The following is an 18,884-nucleotide window of genomic DNA, read 5'->3' as shown; positions in this document are numbered from 1 at the left end:
CCCCGGGGCCCCGCGACACGCCTAGAACACCGGCACACCCTCCCGCGTCAGCCGCCACCCCACCGACGCGAACACCGCAGGATCCACCGTCCCCTCCGACTGCACCCACCCGATGATCGTGTTCCGGATCTCCTCCGAGTTCGCCCACACCTGCGGCGCCCCCGCCACATGCGGGAAGTTCCCCCCACCGCTCGCCCGGTAGTTGTTCACCGCCAGCACGAACCGCGCCGCAGGATCCACCGGCGCACCCTCGAAGGCCAGCCCCGTGATCCGCGACCCCGCAGGCCGCGAGATGTCGATGTCGTACACCAGACCCGACACCGCGTCGTAGTTGTAGTCCGGCGTCCCGTCCGCGTTCGTCAACTGCGACGGATCCACCGCCGCACCCGGCGCCGTCCGCACGAAATACCGCGCCGAGAACTCCAGGTAGTCCTTCAGCTGCGCACCCGTCAGCACCCGCGCCTCCAGCGTGTTCTCGAACACGTACAGGCCCGCCGCGTCCCGGATCGTCACCTCGCCCGCCGGAATCGCCGCCGTGCGCGAGAAACACGAAGCCTGCGACAGCACCGGCAGCGCCCCGTACTCCCCGCCCGCCAGCGCCGCCCGCACCGTCTCGGCCTGCACATGGTTGATCAGGTCGATGATCGGCTCGTCCTTCCACGCGGCCTCCGCCGTCGTCATCGCCGCCACCGACGTACCGATCACCTGGTTGACGTACGCCACCACCTTCCGGTGCTCGTCACCCAGCAGCCGCGTGATCCGCGGATCCTCCTCCACCGCGTTCGAGTTCAGCACCCGCGCGCCCACCCGCTCCACCGTCCAGCGACCCCGGCCCCACACCAGGTCGAAGTCGAACAGCGTCAGCCGCTGCCCCCACTTCAACGGCTCCGACAGCACCACCTGCGCACCCGTCTCCCTGTTGGTGACGAAGTGCTCGGCGATCTCCGTGTGCGCGTGACCCACCAGGATCGCGTCGATCCCCGGCACCTGCTCGGCCACCAGACCCGCCGCGTTCTCCACGTACGGCAGCTGGTCCCCGTACGAGGACGTGCCGCTCGACCCCGAGTGCGCCGACACGACCATCACATCGGCGCCCATCGACCGCAGCCGCGGCACCCATTTCGCCGCCTGCTCCTCCAGACCCGGGAACACCATCCGGCCGGCCACGTTCTGCTTGTCCCAGATCGCGATCCCCGGATTCGTCAGACCCAGCACCGCCACCCGCACATCACGCCCGCACGGCGTGCGCAGCCGGTGCATGCTGTACGGCGCGAACGCCGGGCGCAGCGTTTTCGCGTCCAGCGCGTTCGCCCCCAGCAACGGGAAGTCGCACTGCTCCTCGAACTTCCGCAGCACCGGGATGCCGTAGTTGAACTCGTGGTTCCCGAGCGCCGCCGCGTCGTACCCGATGGCGTTCATCGCCTGCGCCATCGGATGCACCGGACCCCGCCGCGCCGTGATCGGGTCCACCTTGGCGTAGTAGTACGACAACTGCGTGCCCTGGATGGTGTCACCCGCGTCGATCAGCAGCGTGTTGCCCCGCCCGCGCTCCGCACGCACCCGGTCCACCAGCGTCGAGATCTTCGCCAGGCCCACATCGTTGTGCGCCTTGTCGTCGAACTCCCTGTCCGTGAAGTAGTCCCAGTTGAAGACGTTGCCGTGCAGATCGGTCGTCCCCATCACCGTGAAGGAGTACCGCTTCGCCCCCCGGCCCCCACCGCGCTCCTGCTCCCGCGCACCGGCCGCCGAAGCGGGCGCGGCCGCGCTCCCCGCGACGGCCGCACCGGCACCCGCGGCGGCCGACCGCTCCAGGAACTTCCTGCGGTTCAACGGCATGTTCGTCTCCTTCGCTCACGTGCACAACGCGCGTAGATAATGGCGCAGCACCCCCTCGGTGGGGAAGGCTTCACCTCACACACCTCACACACCTCACTCCGGACGCGCGCAGACCCGGCAACCCCCACCGAGGAGCCACATGGCCGCCGACGGCATCCCCACCGCCCCGACCGCCCCGACCGCCCCCCTCGCACCTCCCCGCGTCCACGTCCGCGGCGAAGCCCGGCTCGAACGCGACCCCGAGACCGCCACCATCGCCGTCCAGACCGGCGCCCGCGGCAAGGACCGCCGCACCGCCCTCGACGACCTCACCCGCCGCAACACCGCCGTCCTCGACCTCGTCCGCTCCTACGGCGACGCCGTCGAGAAGCTCTCCACCGGTGCCTTCTCCATCAGCCCCGAACTCAGCCAGCACGGCCGCGGCGAACGCATCCGCGCCTACCACGGCACCGTCCGCACCACCGCCGTCCTCACCGACTTCACCGCCCTCGGCGAACTCACCACCCGCCTCGCCGACCTCGACCTCACCACCGTCACCGGCCCCTGGTGGACCCTGCGCCCCGACTCACCCGTCCACGCCGAAGCCCGGCGCGCCGCCGTCCACGACGCCGTCCGCCGCGCCCGCGAATACGCACACGCGCTCGGCAGCGACCTCGACACCCTCATCGAAATCGCCGACACCGGCACCGACGACCCCTTCGCCCCCATGCAGCCCGCCGGCGCCCTCCGCTCCTTCGGCGGACCCGCCACCACCGAGGCCGCACCCGCCCTCGACCTCGAACCCCAGCTCCAGACCGTCTTCGCGCAGCTCACCGCCCGCTTCACCATCACCCCGCCACGCCTCGGGTGAATCTCCGCGCACACCACTCCGCACACCACTCCGCACGCTCATCGGAGCGACCCCCTGCACAATTCAACACTTGTCAACAGCCCTTCATGCAAAGGTTGTTGAACAGTCATGCCGGGCCAATTCTCTACCCGCCGGTAAGCCATAGGCTCGAACCATGCGCCGAGCGAAAATCGTCTGCACCCTGGGCCCCGCCACCGACACATACGACCAGATCAAAGCTCTGGTCGAAGCCGGAATGGACATCGCCCGACTCAACCTCAGCCACGGCATCTACGCCGACCACGAGGAAAGATTCCGGCACGTCCGCAAGGCCGCCGAGGAAACCGGCCGCAGCGTCGGCATCCTCGCCGACCTTCAAGGCCCGAAGATCCGCCTCGGCCGCTTCCAGGAAGGCCCCGTACTTCTCGAACGCGGCGATGAATTCACCATCACCGTCGAAGACGTCGAAGGCGACCGCCACACCTGCGGCACCACCTACCGCGGACTCGCCGGCGACGTCACCCCCGGCGAACGCATCCTCGTCGACGACGGCAAGGTCGCCCTCGAAGTGACCCGCGTCGACGGCCCCCGCGTGCACACCGCCGTCATCGAAGGCGGCATGGTCTCCGACCACAAGGGCCTCAACCTCCCCGGCGTCGCCGTCTCCGTCCCCGCCCTCTCCGAGAAGGACATCGAAGACCTCCGCTGGGCCCTGCGCACCGGCGCCGACGTCATCGCCCTCTCCTTCGTCCGCACCGGCCGCGACATCGAGGACGTCCACCGCGTCATGGACGAGGAAGGACGCCGCGTCCCCGTCATCGCCAAGGTCGAGAAGCCCCAGGCCGTCGAGAACATCGACGACATCGTCGCCGCCTTCGACGGCATCATGGTCGCCCGCGGCGACCTCGGCGTCGAAATGCCCCTCGAACAGGTCCCAATCGTCCAGAAGCGCGCCATCAAGCTGGCCAAGCGCAACGCCAAGCCGGTCATCGTCGCCACCCAGATGCTCGACTCGATGATCGACAACAGCCGCCCCACCCGCGCCGAGGCCTCCGACGTCGCCAACGCCGTCATCGACGGCACCGACGCCGTGATGCTCTCCGGCGAGACCAGCGTCGGCAAGTACCCCGTCGAGACCGTGCGCACCATGAGCCGCATCGTCGAGGCCGCCGAGGAGGACGTCCTCGCCAAGGGCCTCCCGCCGCTCACCGAGCGGAACAAGCCCCGCACCCAGGGCGGCGCCGTCGCCCGCGCCGCCGCCGAGATGGGCGACTTCCTCGGCGCCACGTTCCTCGTCGCCTTCACCCAGTCCGGCGACACCGTCCGCCGCCTCTCCCGCTACCGCTCGCCGATCCCCCTCCTCGCCTTCACCCCCGACCCCGCGACCCGCGCCCAGCTCAACCTCACCTGGGGCGTCGAGACCTTCCTCGGCCCCCACGTCGACTCCACCGACGCGATGGTCGCCCAGGTCGACGAGGAACTCCTGCGCATCGGCCGCTGCCGCAAGGGCGACATCGTCGTCATCACGGCCGGCTCGCCGCCCGGCGTCGCCGGCTCGACCAACCTGGTGCGCGTCCACCACATCGGCGAGAGCGTGAAGTAGCGGGCCCCGCCGCCACCCGGCCCGCCGGCCCCGGCATCCCGCCCGGCGGGTTCAGTGCTTCGGCCCGACATGCGCGTCCATCAGCGCCACGGACGCGCGTCGGGCCACCGACACGCTGTACGGCCGGCCGCCGCGCACACACGTCCGCCACTCGACGCCGAGGCTGTCGAGGGTGTCCGTGTAGAGGCGCCGGATGTCGTCGGACACGTTGGTGAAGAAGTACCGCGCGTACTCGTACCGCTTGACCTCCCCGCCCACGATCCGCGTCGTCCAGTTCATGTTCCGGCACCCGTCGGAGTGCACCAGCCCGCGCACGAACTCCCAGGGCGACGCGTCCACGATCTCCCGCTGCCAGGACTCGAGGACGATCCTGCGGTCGTGCTTGCGGCCGGGGCCGTGCTGGGGGAAGAGGCAGGGCCAGTGCTTGCTGTACGACGTGACGTACGTGCATCCCTGACGCGTGACCCGTCCGACCCGGTTGCCCGGGCGGGCGGCCCGGACGGCCTCCGCGCACGAGTCGATCAGACCGGGCCATGCATCGGCGCACGCGATGCGGAGCAGGTGGACCCCACGGGGCAAAGGGGAGATGCAGCCGTCACCGAGATACAGGCCGAGGAGATAGGCGTACGCGGCCCCGGGAGGCCGGGCATCGGGATCGCCCTGACAGCGCGGGCACAGGAGGTCGCTGCGGAGCGGAGACGGCCGAGCTTTCCATGAGCGCAGTGCCGACCGGGAGATCCCCAGTTCTCCGCTCACAGAATTCAGGCTGCGGCCCTGGGAGAGGAGGTTCAGGGCGTGTTGTCGCGCGGTCATGTCGTACACATGGACGACCCTCGCGAATGCCCGCGGGATGAGTGGCGGGTAAGGCCGTGGTTCACACGATCACGTGAAAGATGAGCGAAATACCGTGACCTTGGAATAGAAGGTAAAGTGCCCCGGGTCGGATTCGAACCGACACTGTATGGGTTTTGAATCCATTGCCTGCTGCCAGTTGGGCTACCGGGGCTCACGGAATCGAAGGTTAAGTCTGATGCCGTGCGCACCACCTTACCGCAGCTGGGTAGGCTCATGGGGAGCACCCTGCCTTGAAACGAGGAGTCCCGTGACCGCCCCCGAGTCGCCCCAGCCGATCGCCGACGACGACGACAAGTCGCACGTACCGCCGCTGACGACCCGCGTCGTCATCGCCGAGGACGAGGCCCTGATCAGGCTCGACCTCAAAGAGATGCTGGAGGAGGAGGGGTACGCGGTCGTCGGTGAGGCCGGTGACGGGCAGCGCGCCGTCGAGCTGGCGCGGGAGCACCGCCCGGATCTGGTCATCCTCGACGTGAAGATGCCCGTGCTGGACGGTATTTCGGCGGCGGAGAAGATCGCCGAGGAGTCCATCGCCCCGGTGCTGATGCTGACCGCGTTCTCCCAGCGGGACCTCGTGGAGCGGGCCCGGGACGCGGGGGCGATGGCGTACCTGGTGAAGCCGTTCAGCAAGAGCGACGTGGTGCCGGCCATCGAGATGGCGGTGTCGCGGTTCACCGAGCTCCGGGCGCTGGAGAAGGAGGTCGCCGACCTCTCGCAGCGGCTGGAGACGCGGAAGCTGGTGGACCGGGCGAAGAGCATCCTGCAGACGCAGTACGGGCTGACGGAGCCGGCGGCGTTCCGGTGGATCCAGAAGACGTCGATGGACCGGCGGCTGTCCATGCAGCAGGTGGCCGAGGCGGTCATCGAGGACGCCGAGGAGAAGAAGGCGGCCAAGGGGCAGTAGGCGGGGCCCTGGCGGGCCGTGACGTACCGGAGCCTCCGGCGCATCCCGATTTCGGGTGTGCCGGGGGCTTTCGCCGTTGCGGGGGAGTGCGGTGGGGGAGGGAGGGCGGCGGAAGTTGTGAAGGTTGTCGTCGAGGCGGGGGCGTGGGGGAGGTGTGGCCGCTACTGTGGCGCCTACGCTCTTCTGACGTTTCGTGCGCACGCGGTGACCCTGTGTGAGTGGCGAGGTCTCGGGTGTGCGGTGGGGCGGAGGGTGCTCTGCGGTGAGACGGTCCGCTCAGCGGACACGGGTGGTGCGGCCCTCCGGGGGTCGAGTTCCGGCCATGCCGTGAGCGTCGCGGAAGTGGTCGGCGTCACATTCGCCGGGGGTGCTCAGGGCTGTTGACCTGGGGGGATTCCGGTGGCCCGGGCGGGGTTCCGGGGAGGGTGTGCGGCCCTCGCGCGGGTGCTGCGCGAGTTGTCGGGAAGCTGTGGATCACGGATGACATGTCCGGTCGCCGGTAAGGAGTGTTCTGTTTCCGGCGCATGACTCAGGTCACAGGGCGATCACACATCCTCCGGTCACCTATCGGTGCGCACGAACGCGCGATTACATTCCCGGCACACCGCGCGGACAAGCGGTGTCCTGCGAGGCGCCGGCAACTGCGCCCGCAGACAAGATCGTTCGGGCGGCTCCAAGGGGTTCGTAGTGCTGAACAAGACCATCGTCAAGCTGGCCATACCGCTGGCAGTGGGTGCTCTCGCGTTGACGGGATGCGGATCGGATTCCGGCAGCGACGGTGCCGTGAAGATTGCCTTCCAGGGCCCGCTCTCCGGTGACAACGTGGCACTCGGCGAGAACATGCAGAACGGCGTGAAGCTGGCCATCCAGCAGGCCAACGCCAAGGGCGACCTCGACTTCGAGCTCGAGTACGTCGCGGGTGACGACCAGGGTCTGCCGGACAAGGCCACGGCCGCCGCGCAGAAGATCATCGACGACGAGGGCGTCGTCGCCGTCGTCGGTCCCGCCTTCTCCGGTCCGACGAACACCTCGTCGCCGCTGTACGCGGAGTCCGGTCTGGTGACGGTGTCCCCGTCGGCGACCAACCCGCTGCTGACGGACAAGGAGAACGGCTTCACCTCCTTCCTGCGCGGTGTCCCCAACGACAACATGCAGGGCGCCGGCATGGCGACCTACTACGCCAAGAAGCTGCAGGCGAAGAAGGTCTACCTGATCGACGACAAGACCGACTACGGCGTGGGCCTGGCGACTGTCGCCGAGAAGGGTCTGAAGGACGCCGGCATCGAGGTCGTCAAGAAGTCCGTCCCGCAGAAGACGCCGGACTACTCGGCCACGGCCAAGGACGTCGTCAACTCCAAGGCCGACGCGCTGATCTACGCCGGTTACTACCAGGACCTGGCGCCGTTCGCGAAGAAGCTGAAGGACGCCGGCTACAAGGGCGCGGGCATCTCGGGCGACGGCTCGAACGACGCGAAGTTCGTCGAGCTGGCCGGTGACGCCTCCGAGAACTGGTTCCTCACCTGCCCCTGCACCGACGCCACCGTCGAGGCCGGGACGAAGAAGTTCGCCGAGGACTACCAGAAGGAGTTCGGCCGGGCGCCCGGCACGTACTCCGCCGAGGCGTACGACATCACCAACATGATCATCGAAGAGGTCAAGAAGTCGGGTGCCGACGTGGAGCGCGAGGCGCTGCGCGACGCGCTGGCGAAGGCCTCCTACAAGGGCCTGACGAAGACGTTCGAGTTCGGTGAGAACGGCGAGTTCAAGGGCACCGACGTCTACCTGTACCAGGTCAAGGGCGGCAAGATCGGGTACCAGGGCAACATCAACGAGCTGGCCGGCTGACGCTGGGGCTTAGTGGCTGAAGCCACGCGACAGAGTGGCTGAGGCCATGCGACTGGGGGCCGGGAGGCAGCAGTTCTCCCGGCCCCCGTCTGCGAAGTGAGGGGCGTCGTTCCCCCGCTGTTTCGAAAGTTCCGCCCGCGGGCCGCCCTCGTCGCCACGAGCGCCGGGTCCGCTCAGCTCCCACAAGGAAGTCTGCTCCATGTCCCTTCAGGAATTCTGGGACTATCTCGTCCTAGGGGTGATGCTCGGCTCGCTGTACGCCGTCATCGCCATCGGCTACACACTTGTCTACGGTGTGCTGCAGCTGATCAACTTCGCGCACAGCGAGGTGTTCATGCTCGGCGCCTACGGCAGCCTCATCGTCCTTCAGCTCGTCAATCCGGGGGACAACCCGACCGCTCTGGCGTCCATCGGCTTCGTCGCTCTCGCCATGGCGGGGTCGGCGCTCTTCGGTGGTGTCACGGCGTACGGCCTGGAGAAGGTCGCGTACCGGCCTCTGCGCAGACGCGGTGCTCCCCGCCTGATCTTCCTGATCACGGCGATCGGCGCCTCGTTCTTCCTGTACAACCTCGCCGGCAAGCTCTTCGGGCGTGACCCGCTGCCGCTGCCGGAGATGTACCAGAACCGCGAGATCTTCTCGATCTTCGGCGCGGGTGTGAACATCACCCAGATGCTGCAGTTCGCGACGGCCGTGGTCATGATGATCGCGCTCGACCTGCTGGTGAACCGCACCAAGCTCGGCAAGGGCATCCGCGCGGTGGCGCAGGACGCCGAGGTCGCGGGGCTGATGGGTGTCAACATCGACAAGGTCATCTCCCGCACGTTCATCGTCGGCGGTGTCCTGGGCGGTGTGGCGGGCTTCCTGTTCGCCAACCTGAACCAGGTGTCGTACACGATGGGCTTCATTCCGGGCATCACCGCGTTCGCCGCCGCCGTGGTCGGTGGTATCGGCAACATCCGCGGTGCGATGTTCGGTGGCATCCTGATCGGCATCGTGGAGACGATGACCGTGCCGCTGCTCGGTGACGAGTGGCGTGCGGTGTCGGCCATGGTCGTGCTGATCCTGGTGCTGATGTTCCGCCCGATGGGCATCCTCGGCGAGCGAGTGGGGAGGGCGGCATGAGCACGGTGGAGACTTCGAAGAACCTGACGCCGTCTGCTGCGGCGAAGCTGCGCCGTACGGCGTGGTACCGGACGGAGCGTTTCACGCGCCTGTGGGCGATGATCGCGCTCGGTGTGCTGCTCGCGCTGGTGACGGGTGAGCAGGGCAACACCCGGGACATCTTCTACTCGATCGAGCACACGTTCACGGGTCCGAACCTGTGGATCTGCCTGGGCCTGACGGTCGGTGTGTGGGCGCTGCGGGAGTTCGTGGGCGCGCCGATCAAGTCGGGTGTGGCGAAGGCGAAGTCGGCTGCGCAGTCGACGACGTCGAGCGGTCCGGTGGGCGGGCTGGTGGCCCGGTTCAAGTCGGACAAGCGGCTGCGGATGGGTGCGCTGGCGGTTCTGCTGATCCTGGTGCTGGTCATTCCGTCGGGTCTGGAGCGGACCTGGCAGACGGTGCTGGTGGACCAGATCGCGATCTTCGCGCTGCTGGCGATCGGCCTGAACGTGGTGATCGGCTGGGCGGGTCTGCTGGACCTCGGCTTCTTCGCGTTCTTCGCGGTCGGCGCGTACTCGACCGCGTACTGGACGGGCCGGCTTCCGGTCGAGCCGCCGGTGGTGCTGAACAACTTCTGGGTCATCCCGGTCGCGGTGGTGACGTGTCTGATCTGCGGTCTGCTGCTCGGTGCTCCGACGCTGCGGCTGAGGGGCGACTACCTGGCGATCGTGACCCTCGGCTTCCACGAGATCATCTACCTGGTCGCGAAGAACGCCGACGGCCTGACGGGCGGCCCGCAGGGCGCGCGTCTGATCCCGGACTTCTCGATCGACTTCGCCGGTATCGAGTACAAGTGGTCGATCAAGCCGCTGCCCTACTGGTATCTGCTGGTCTTCTTCATCGTGCTGGTGATCTTCCTGTTCGCGCGGCTGGAGCACTCCCGGGTGGGCCGTGCGTGGACGGCGATCCGTGAGGACGAGATCGCGGCGGCGGCGAACGGTGTGGACACGGTCCGCTTCAAGCTGATGGCGTTCGCGATCGGTGCGTCGACGTCGGGTGTCGCGGGTGTGATCTTCACCAGCAAGTACGGGTACATCAATCCCGAGGTCTTCCCGCTGCTGCAGTCCATCCTGATCCTGGCCTACGTCATCTTCGGCGGTATGGGTTCGATCCCGGGTGTGCTGATCGGCACGGCGCTGCTGGTGTGGCTGCCGGAGGCGTTGAAGGACTGGGTGGACCCGTCCGACCGTTACATGTACCTGGGCGCGCTGCTGGTGGTCATGATGATCTACCGGCCGCAGGGCGTCTGGCCGTCCCGCCGCAGGCAGCGTGAGCTGAAGATGGCCGAGGAAGGCATCGGTGACGCCGACGCGATGACCGAGCCGGCGGGAGGCAGGATCTGATGGGCACCGACGTGAAGAACGAAGCGACGGCGGGCGCGGGGTCCGCGGACGCCGGTGCGGACCTGGTGCTGCACGCGTCGGAGCTGACGCTGCGGTTCGGCGGTCTGACCGTGCTGGACAAGGTCGACGTGCGGATGCGCCGGGGCGAGGTCCTGGCGGTGATCGGGCCGAACGGCGCGGGGAAGACCTCGCTGTTCAACTCGCTGACGGGGGCGTACACCCCGCAGGACGGGAAGATTCTCTTCCGTTCGAAGGACGGTGACGAGAAGTCGCTGCTCGGCAGGAAGCCGCACATCGTCAACCGGGTGGGTCTGGCGCGTACGTTCCAGAACATCCGTCTGTTCTCGGCGCTGACGGCGCTGGAGAACGTGAAGATCGCGGCGGAGACGCGGCTGAAGGCCGGTCCGGTGTCGATCATGCTGGGTCTGCCGAACGCGCGTAAGGCGGAGCGGCAGAGCGACGAGCGGGCGCACCGGTTGCTGCGGTTCGTGGGGCTGGAGAGCAAGCTCAACGAGATCGCGGGCAGTCTGTCCTACGGTGACCAGCGCAGTCTGGAGATCGCGCGGGCGCTGGCGACGGACCCGCAGGTGCTCCTGCTGGACGAGCCGGCGGCGGGGACGAACCCGACGGAGAAGCTGGAGCTGGAGCAGCTGATCCGCCGGATCAACACCGAGCTGGGTGTGAGCGTGCTGCTGATCGAGCACGACATGCGTCTGGTGATGTCGGTGGCGGACCGGGTGATGGTGCTGAACTTCGGCAAGCGGATCGCCGAGGGGTCGCCGAGCGAGGTGCAGCAGCACCCGGCGGTCATCGAGGCGTACCTCGGTGCCTCCTCGGAGGACGCCGAGGTGGTGCAGGCCGTGATCGCCGAGCAGCGCGCGTCGGAGGAGAACGACGTGGCGGGGCCGGCGGCCGCGCCCGCGGTCGCCTCCGGTGACGCGGCGTCGTCCGACGCCGCGGTGCCGGACGAGGACGCTTCGGAGGAGGGCGCCCCTGCTGGGGCGGCGCCGTCCGGGGCGACGACGGATCAGGCGGCGGACGGCGCTTCGCCGGACGAGGAGAGCGGCAAGTGAGCACCACGACCGAGCTGCAGAAGGACGCCGGTACCGGTGGTCCTGCGGAGGAGACCCTCCTCGAACTCAAGGGCATGCACGTCTTCTACGGCGCCATCGAGGCCCTCAAGGGCATCGACCTGACCGTGCGCAAGGGCGAGATCGTCGCTCTGCTGGGCGGTAACGGCGCGGGCAAGACGACGACGCTGCGCACCATCTCGGGCATGCTCCAGCCGCGGGTCGGCGAGGTGCTGTACCGCGGTGAGCGGATCGACGGGATCAAGTCGCACGAGCTGGTGCAGTTCGGCATCGGGCATGTGCCCGAGGGCCGGCGGGTCTTCGCGACGATGACCGTGCGCGAGAACCTGGAGATGGGCGCGTACAAGTTCAACTCGGTGGACGCCGCCGACCTGGACCGCGCGTTCACCCTGTTCCCGCGCCTGGCCGAGCGGCGTACGCAGCTCGCGGGCACGCTCTCCGGCGGTGAGCAGCAGATGCTGGCCATCGGCCGCGCGCTGATGGGCCGGCCGGAGCTGCTGCTCCTGGACGAGCCTTCGATGGGTCTGGCGCCGCTGATCGTGCAGCAGATCTTCGAGATCATCGAGGAGATCAACAAGCAGGGCACGACCGTGCTGCTCGTCGAGCAGAACGCCACGCAGGCCTTGGGCCTGGCCGACCGCGGCTATGTCCTGGAGACGGGTGCGGTGGCGATGTCGGGTCCGGCGTCCGAGCTGCTGTCCGACACGCGGATCCGTGCGGCGTACCTCGGTGAGGGCGCCTGACGGCTGCGGCTGTGCGAGGTGAGGGGCCAGGGGACTTCGGTCTCCTGGCCCCTTGTCGTGTGCGGTGTGCGGTGTGCGGGTGTGCGGGGGGTGTGGGGTCAGCCCTGGGCGTCGCGGAGGAGGCAGGTGAGGCGGGCGGTGCAGACGCGCCGGTTCTGTTCGTCGGAGATGACGATTTCGTAGGTGGCGGTGGAGCGGCCGCGGTGGACGGGGGTGGCGACGCCGGTGACGATGCCGTCGCGGGCGCCGCGGTGGTGGGTGCAGTTGAGGTCGACGCCGACGGCGATCTTGGAGGGGCCGCCGTGGAGCATGGAGCCGACCGATCCGAGGGTTTCGGCGAGTACGGCGGAGGCGCCGCCGTGGAGGAGTCCGTAGGGCTGGGTGTTGCCCTTGACGGGCATGGTGCCGACGACGCGGTCCGCGGCGGCTTCGGTGATCGTGACGCCCATGCGTTCGCCGAGGTCTCCGGCGGAGAACAGGGCGGGCAGGTCCACCCCGAGTTCGGCGTACTGGTCGATGACTTCCTGCGGGAACTGCACGGTCTGCTCGCCCATGGGGCCGCTCCGATCGTCGAACGTCGTTGTCCCTACTGCCTGAGCGAACGCTTAGGCGGACGGTGATTGTTCCAGACGCACGATGACGGACTTGCTGGCGGGGGTGTTGCTGGTGTCGGCGGTGGAGTCCAGCGGGACCAGGACGTTCGTCTCCGGGTAGTAGGCGGCGGCGCAGCCGCGGGCCGTGGGGTAGTGGACGACCCGGAAGCCGGGGGCGCGGCGCTCCACGCCGTCCTTCCATTCGCCGACGAGGTCGGCGTACGCGCCGTCGGCGAGGCCGAGTTCGCGGGCGTCGTCGGGGTGGACGAGGACGACGCGGCGGCCGCCCCTGATGCCGCGGTAGCGGTCGTCGAGGCCGTAGATCGTGGTGTTGTACTGGTCGTGGGAGCGCAGGGTCTGGAGCAGCAGCCGGCCGGCGGGGAGCTTCGGGTACTCGACGGGGGCGGCGGTGAAGTTGGCCTTGCCGGTGGCGGTGGGGAAGCGGCGCTCGTCGCGGGGGGCGTGGGGGAGGGCGAAGCCGCCGGGCCGCGCGATCTTCGCGTTGAAGTCCACGAAGCCGGGGACGACGCGGGCGATGCGGTCGCGGATGGTGCCGTAGTCCTTCTCGAACTCCTCCCAGGGGGTGCGGGAGGCGGGGCCGAGGACGGCGCGGGCCATGCGGGCGACGATGGCGGGTTCGGAGAGGAGATGGGGGCTTGCGGGGGCGAGGTTGCCGCGTGAGGCGTGGACCATGCCCATGGAGTCCTCGACGGTGACGACCTGGCGGCCGCCGGCCTGGACGTCCTTGTCGGTGCGGCCGAGGGTGGGCAGGATCAGGGCGCGGCGGCCGGTGACGGCGTGCGAGCGGTTCAGTTTCGTCGAGACGTGGACGGTGAGGCGGGCGCGGCGCACGGCCGCCTCGGTGACGTCGGTGTCGGGGGTGGCGGCGACGAAGTTGCCGCCCATGGCGAAGAAGACCTTCGCCCGGCCGTCGCGCAGTGCCTCGATGGAGCGGACGACGTCGAGGCCGTGGTGGCGCGGCGGGGCGAAGCCGAACTCGGCTTCCAGCGCGTCGAGGAACGCGGCGGAGGGGCGCTCGAAGATCCCCATGGTGCGGTCGCCCTGCACGTTGGAGTGTCCGCGGACGGGGCAGACGCCTGCGCCGGGGCGGCCGATGTTGCCCCTCAGGAGGAGGAAGTTGACCACTTCGCGGATGGTGGCCACGGAGTGCTTGTGCTGGGTGAGGCCCATCGCCCAGCAGACGATGGTGCGCTCGGAGGCGAGGACCATGGCGAGGGCCTGCTCGATCTCGTCGCGGCCGAGCCCGGTGGCGGCGAGTGTCTCGTCCCAGTCGGCGGAACGGGCGGCCTCGGCGAACTCGTCGAAGCCGTGGGTGTGCGCGGCGACGAAGGTCTCGTCGACCGCGCCGCCGCGTTCCAGGATCAGCTTGTTCAGCAGGCGGAAGAGGGCCTGGTCGCCGCCGATGCGGACCTGGAGGAAGAGGTCGGTCAGAGAGACGCCCTTGACCAGGCCGGAGACGCTCTGCGGGTTCTTGAAGCGCTCCAGGCCGGCCTCGGGCAGCGGATTGACGGAGATGATCTTCGCGCCGGAGGCCTTGGCCTGCTCCAGGGCGGTCAGCATCCGGGGGTGGTTGGTGCCCGGGTTCTGTCCGGCGACGATGATCAGGTCGGCCTGGTGGAGGTCCTCCAGGGAGACGCTGCCCTTGCCGACGCCGATGGTCTCGGTGAGCGCCGATCCCGAGGACTCGTGGCACATGTTGGAGCAGTCGGGCAGGTTGTTGGTGCCGAACTCGCGGGCGAAGAGCTGGAGGAGGAAGGCGGCCTCGTTGCTGGTGCGGCCGGAGGTGTAGAAGAGGGCCTCGTCGGGGGAGTCGAGGGCGCCCAGCTCCTCGGCGATGATCGCGAACGCCTTCTCCCAGCTCACCGCCTCGTAGTGGGTGGCGCCCTCGGCCAGGTGCACGGGCCGGGTGATGCGGCCCTGCTGGCCGAGCCAGTAGCCGCTGCGCTCCGCGAGGTCGGACACGGGGTGCGCGGCGAAGAACTCCGGGGTGACCCGGCGCACCGTGGCCTCCTCGGCGACGGCCTTCGCGCCGTTCTCGCAGAACTCGGCCACGTGGCGCTTGTCGCCCTCGGGCCAGGCGCAGCCGGGGCAGTCGAAGCCGTCCTTCTGGTTGACCTTGAGCAGGGTGCGGGCGGTGCGGGCGACGCCCATCTGCTCCTGGGCCATGCGCAGGGTGTGGGCGATGGCCGTCAGCCCGGCGGCCGCGTGCTGAGGGGCCGCGACCTGCGGCGCGTCCTGGACCGGGTCCCCTGCGGGCGGCTTGCTGGGCATCGCGCTCTCCTTCGAGCGGGCGTCTGTGCGTGCACCTCAGATCTTGTCACGGGCCACCGACAGCGTCGCGGGCCCGGTCGGGCCGGTCGGGATTGTCGGCGGTACGTGGCAGGATCGGGACCGTGGCTGAGACGGCATCGAAGAAGACGGCAGACAACCGACCCCGCCTGCTCCTCATGGACGGGCATTCCCTGGCGTACCGGGCGTTCTTCGCCCTGCCCGCGGAGAACTTCACCTCGGCGAGCGGCCAGACGACCAACGCCGTCTACGGCTTCGCCTCGATGCTCGCGAACACGCTGCGCGACGAGGCGCCCACGCATTTCGCGGTGGCCTTCGACGTCTCGCGCAAGACGTGGCGTTCCGCGGACTTCCCCGAGTACAAGGCGAACCGCTCCAAGACGCCCGACGAGTTCAAGGGCCAGGTCGAGCTGATCGGCGAGCTCCTGGACACGATGAACGCGGTCCGCTTCGCGGTCGACGGCTTCGAGGCCGACGACATCATCGCGACCCTCGCCACCCAGGCGGAGGCGGCCGGCTTCGAGGTGCTGATCGTCACCGGTGACCGGGACTCCTTCCAGCTGGTCAGCGAGCACACCACGGTGCTGTACCCGACGAAGGGCGTCTCGGAGCTGACCCGCTTCACCCCGGCAAAGGTCGAGGAGAAGTACGGGCTCACCCCCCGGCAGTACCCGGACTTCGCCGCGCTGCGCGGCGACCCGTCGGACAACCTGCCGGGCATCCCGGGGGTGGGCGAGAAGACGGCCACCAAGTGGATCTCCCAGTTCGGCTCGTTCGCCGAGCTGGTGGAGCGTGCCGACGAGGTGAAGGGGAAGGTCGGCCAGGCGCTGCGCGACCACCTGGAGTCGGTCAAGCTCAACCGGCACCTCACCGAGCTGGTGCGGGACGTGGAGCTGCCGAAGGCCGTCGCCGACCTGGAGCGCGCCCCGTACGACCGCACGGCGCTGAAGGGCTTCCTGGAGGTCCTGGAGATCCGCAACCCGAGCCTGCGCGAGCGGCTGCTCGCCGTGGACCCGGGGGCCGCGGAGGAGGAGGCGCCGCCGCCGGCCGCGGGGGTCGAGCTGGACGGCAGCGTGCTCGCCGCCGGTGAGCTCGGTCCGTGGCTGGAGCGGCACGCCGGTCAGCCGCTCGGTGTCGCCACGGTCGCGAGCTGGGCCCTGGGCGTCGGCAGCGTCGCCGAGATCGCGCTCGCCGGGGCGGACGGCAAGGCGGCGTGGTTCGACACCACGCAGATCGGCGAGGACGACGAGCGGGCCTTCGCCGCATGGATCGCCGACCCTGCCCGTCCCAAGGTCATGCACAACGCGAAGGACGCCCTGCGGGTGTTCCCCGAGCACGGCTGGCGGATCGGGGGGATCACCATGGACACGGCGCTCGCCGCGTACCTGGTCAAGCCCGGCCGCCGGTCGTTCGCTCTGGACGCCCTGTCCGTCGAGTACCTGCACCGCGAGCTCGCCCCCGCGTCCGCCGACGGCCAGCTCGCCTTCGGGGCCGACGAGGACGCGGAGGCCGACGCGCTGATGGCGCAGGCCCGCGCGGTCCTCGACCTCGGCGACGCCCTCGGCGAGAGGCTCACCGAGGTCGGCGCCACGGAGCTGCTGCACGACGTGGAACTGCCGACCTCACTGCTGCTGGCCCGGATGGAGCGGCACGGCATCGCCGCCGACCGCGGTCATCTGGAGGCGATGGAGCAGCAGTTCGCGGGCGCGGTGCAGCAGGCGGTGAAGGAGGCGCACGCCGCCGTCGGCCACGAGTTCAACCTCGGCTCGCCCAAGCAGCTCCAGGAGGTCTTCTTCGGCGAGCTCAACCTGCCCAAGACGAAGAAGACGAAGACCGGTTACACGACGGACGCCGACGCCCTCGCCTGGCTGGCCGGCCAGACGGACCACGAGCTGCCCGTCATCATGCTGCGCCACCGGGAGCAGGCCCGGCTGCGCTCCACGGTCGAGGGGCTGATCAAGACGGTCGCGGCCGACGGCCGTATCCACACCACGTTCAGCCAGACCGTCGCCGCCACCGGCCGTCTCTCCTCGACCGACCCCAATCTGCAGAACGTGCCCGTCCGCACGGACGAGGGGCGGGCGATCCGGCGCGGCTTCGTCGTCGGCGAGGGCTTCGAGTCGCTGATGACCGCCGACTACAGCCAGATCGAGCTGCGGGTCATGGCGCACCTGTCGGAGGACGAGGGCCTGATCGAGGCCTTCACCTCCGGTGAGGACCTCCACACCACCGTCGCCTCCCAGGTGTTCGCCGTGGAGGGGTCCGCCGTCGACGCGGAGATGCGCCGCAAGATCAAGGCGATGTCCTACGGGCTGGCGTACGGGCTCTCCGCGTTCGGGCTGTCCCAGCAGCTCGGGATCGAGCCGGCCGAGGCCCGGGTGCTGATGGACACGTACTTCGAGCGGTTCGGCGGGGTGCGCGACTACCTGCACCGCGTCGTCGAGGAGGCCCGGGCCACGGGCTACACGGCGACCATGCTCGGCCGTCGCCGCTACCTGCCGGACCTCAACAGCGACAACCGGCAGCGCCGCGAGGCCGCCGAGCGGATGGCGCTGAACGCCCCCATCCAGGGGACCGCGGCCGACATCGTCAAGGTCGCCATGCTCCAGGTGGACCGGGCGCTGACGGAGGCGGAGCTGCAGTCGCGGCTGCTGCTCCAGGTCCACGACGAAATCGTGCTGGAGGTCTCCCCGGGGGAGCGCGAGCAGGTGGAGGCCCTGGTGCGTCAGGAGATGTCGTCGGCGGTCGCGTTGCGGGCGCCGCTGGACGTCTCGGTGGGCGTGGGCCCCGACTGGGAGTCCGCCGCGCACTGAGTGCCGCTTGCGGGCGGGGGCTCCACGGTCCCCGCCCCGAGCCGCACCGCCGCCGCGTACAGCAGGAGCCCCACGGCGAGACCGGCGCCGGCGCCGAAACACGCCGTCGGGATGATGTCGAGCGGTGTCTCGACGGCACCCCAGTACTGGTACCAGCGAAGGCAGCGGTGCACGGTGCCGCCGAGGACGCACAGCGCGATCAGCGTCCAGGCGGCCCGCCGGGCGGCCCGGCCCAGTACCGGCGGCGACGGCACGGCCACGGGCTCGGCCCGCCGCAGCGCCGAGACCGCGAACCAGGCCAGCGCCACCAGCGCGAGGGCCGAACTGCCGTACTGGGTGAACGTGTAGAGGGGGAAGCCCGCGACTGTCTCGTCCAGGACGGGCACCAGCCGCACGCCCCACCGGTCGATGTGGGTGAACGCGTCCCACACCACATGGGTCGACGCCCCGAGCACCGCGGACACCCAGAACCAGAACGCCACGACCGGCAGCGGCCGCGTGCGCCACGGGCGGCCCCGCAGGACCGCGTGGACTCTGCCCCGCCACGTCCGCGGCAGCAGCGCCACCAGCGGGTCGCGCACCACGAGCCAGAGCGCGACCAGCAGCGCGGTCACGGCCACGTCCACCGTGAGCACGCCCGCCGGGCCGTGGGTCACGGTCCCGAACTCCATCGCCCCGGGCACGAAGCTCGCCGCGAAGTACGTCATGTCGGGCGCGAGCGAGCCGAGGACGAGCGCCGAGGCCAGCAGAGGTCCGCGGGCCGTTCCGTCCCTGCGGACACCGGGCAGCACCGCCGCCGCATGGCTGAGAGTGAACGGCATTCCGGCAGGCCCCCTGTGACGTCGACTCGGTCGGCGCGTCCAGTATGCGCGACACATGGGAGGCGTTCCGTTTCCGCGATCCGGACGGCCCCGTGCGCCACGTCAAAGGTGGCGAACCGGTGAACACCGGTCAGGG

At 69.7% G+C, this 18,884-nt stretch carries 14 protein-coding genes and 1 tRNA gene; 9 read left to right on the top strand and 6 right to left on the bottom strand.

Features of this window, described 5'->3' with window-relative positions; all coding sequences use genetic code 11:
• Positions 1-21: 21 nt before the first annotated feature.
• Entirely contained in the window at positions 22-1,836 is a 1,815-nt protein-coding gene (locus IAG43_RS07420; RefSeq protein ID WP_187739962.1) for a bifunctional metallophosphatase/5'-nucleotidase, read from the bottom strand.
• A 139-nt stretch (positions 1,837-1,975) separates the two neighbouring features.
• Here IAG43_RS07420 and IAG43_RS07415 point away from each other — a divergent pair, with 139 nt between their 5' ends.
• The gene (locus IAG43_RS07415) at positions 1,976-2,686 is read left to right on the top strand and encodes an SIMPL domain-containing protein (RefSeq protein ID WP_187739961.1); all 711 of its coding nucleotides are present in this window, start codon (positions 1,976-1,978) and stop codon (positions 2,684-2,686) included.
• 154 nt (positions 2,687-2,840) lie between these two features.
• Positions 2,841-4,268, top strand: a complete 1,428-nt coding sequence (pyk, locus tag IAG43_RS07410) for a pyruvate kinase (RefSeq protein WP_187739960.1) — start codon at positions 2,841-2,843, stop codon at positions 4,266-4,268.
• A gap of 51 nt (positions 4,269-4,319) precedes the next feature.
• Here the strand turns inward: pyk and IAG43_RS07405 are convergent, their stop codons facing one another.
• A complete protein-coding gene (locus tag IAG43_RS07405; RefSeq protein ID WP_187739959.1) occupies positions 4,320-5,090 on the bottom strand; it encodes a helix-turn-helix domain-containing protein in 771 nt (256 codons plus the stop codon).
• A 109-nt stretch (positions 5,091-5,199) separates the two neighbouring features.
• A tRNA-Leu gene (locus IAG43_RS07400) sits at positions 5,200-5,274 on the bottom strand.
• Between the two features lie 96 nt (positions 5,275-5,370).
• On the opposite strand from IAG43_RS07400, the gene IAG43_RS07395 reads away from it, so the two are divergent.
• The 6 genes from IAG43_RS07395 to IAG43_RS07370 all read left to right on the top strand — a co-directional run bounded on the left by IAG43_RS07395 (position 5,371) and on the right by IAG43_RS07370 (position 12,211).
• Positions 5,371-6,027 (top strand): ANTAR domain-containing response regulator, encoded by a 657-nt coding sequence (locus IAG43_RS07395; RefSeq protein ID WP_147990358.1) that lies wholly within the window; start codon positions 5,371-5,373, stop codon positions 6,025-6,027.
• Positions 6,028-6,714: 687 nt separating this feature from the next.
• Entirely contained in the window at positions 6,715-7,872 is a 1,158-nt protein-coding gene (locus IAG43_RS07390; protein WP_187739958.1) for a branched-chain amino acid ABC transporter substrate-binding protein, read from the top strand.
• 199 nt (positions 7,873-8,071) lie between these two features.
• Complete coding sequence (locus IAG43_RS07385) at positions 8,072-8,995, top strand: branched-chain amino acid ABC transporter permease (RefSeq protein WP_187739957.1); 924 nt, start codon at positions 8,072-8,074, stop codon at positions 8,993-8,995.
• Positions 8,992-10,377: a branched-chain amino acid ABC transporter permease gene (locus tag IAG43_RS07380; protein WP_187739956.1), complete on the top strand. Its 1,386-nt coding sequence runs from the start codon at positions 8,992-8,994 to the stop codon at positions 10,375-10,377. The genes IAG43_RS07385 and IAG43_RS07380 overlap by 4 nt, the downstream gene beginning before the upstream one ends.
• Entirely contained in the window at positions 10,377-11,450 is a 1,074-nt protein-coding gene (locus IAG43_RS07375; protein ID WP_187739955.1) for an ABC transporter ATP-binding protein, read from the top strand. The genes IAG43_RS07380 and IAG43_RS07375 overlap by 1 nt, the downstream gene beginning before the upstream one ends.
• A complete protein-coding gene (locus IAG43_RS07370; RefSeq protein WP_246574129.1) occupies positions 11,447-12,211 on the top strand; it encodes an ABC transporter ATP-binding protein in 765 nt (254 codons plus the stop codon). Before IAG43_RS07375 ends, IAG43_RS07370 begins: the two co-directional genes overlap by 4 nt.
• A 98-nt stretch (positions 12,212-12,309) precedes the next feature.
• Here the strand turns inward: IAG43_RS07370 and IAG43_RS07365 are convergent, their stop codons facing one another.
• Together IAG43_RS07365 and IAG43_RS07360 are read right to left on the bottom strand one after the other, a co-directional pair.
• Positions 12,310-12,765, bottom strand: coding sequence for a PaaI family thioesterase (locus IAG43_RS07365; RefSeq protein ID WP_187739954.1), 456 nt, complete (start codon positions 12,763-12,765; stop codon positions 12,310-12,312).
• A 51-nt stretch (positions 12,766-12,816) separates the two neighbouring features.
• On the bottom strand, positions 12,817-15,096 hold the full coding sequence (locus IAG43_RS07360; protein WP_187739953.1) for an FdhF/YdeP family oxidoreductase: 2,280 nt from the start codon (positions 15,094-15,096) through the stop codon (positions 12,817-12,819).
• A gap of 122 nt (positions 15,097-15,218) precedes the next feature.
• Here IAG43_RS07360 and polA point away from each other — a divergent pair, with 122 nt between their 5' ends.
• Positions 15,219-17,927 carry a DNA polymerase I gene (polA, locus tag IAG43_RS07355; RefSeq protein WP_187739952.1) on the top strand — a complete coding sequence of 903 codons (2,709 nt, stop codon included), beginning with the start codon at positions 15,219-15,221 and terminating at the stop codon, positions 17,925-17,927.
• Here the strand turns inward: polA and IAG43_RS07350 are convergent.
• Complete coding sequence (locus IAG43_RS07350; RefSeq protein WP_187739951.1) at positions 17,840-18,748, bottom strand: DUF4184 family protein; 909 nt, start codon at positions 18,746-18,748, stop codon at positions 17,840-17,842. The genes polA and IAG43_RS07350 overlap by 88 nt on opposite strands.
• Positions 18,749-18,884: the final 136 nt, after the last annotated feature.

This window comes from Streptomyces genisteinicus (genome assembly GCF_014489615.1).
GTDB lineage: Bacteria > Actinomycetota > Actinomycetes > Streptomycetales > Streptomycetaceae > Streptomyces > Streptomyces genisteinicus.
The sequence above is the reverse complement of the archived record's forward strand: the minus strand, read 5'-3'. Positions and strand labels throughout refer to the sequence as shown.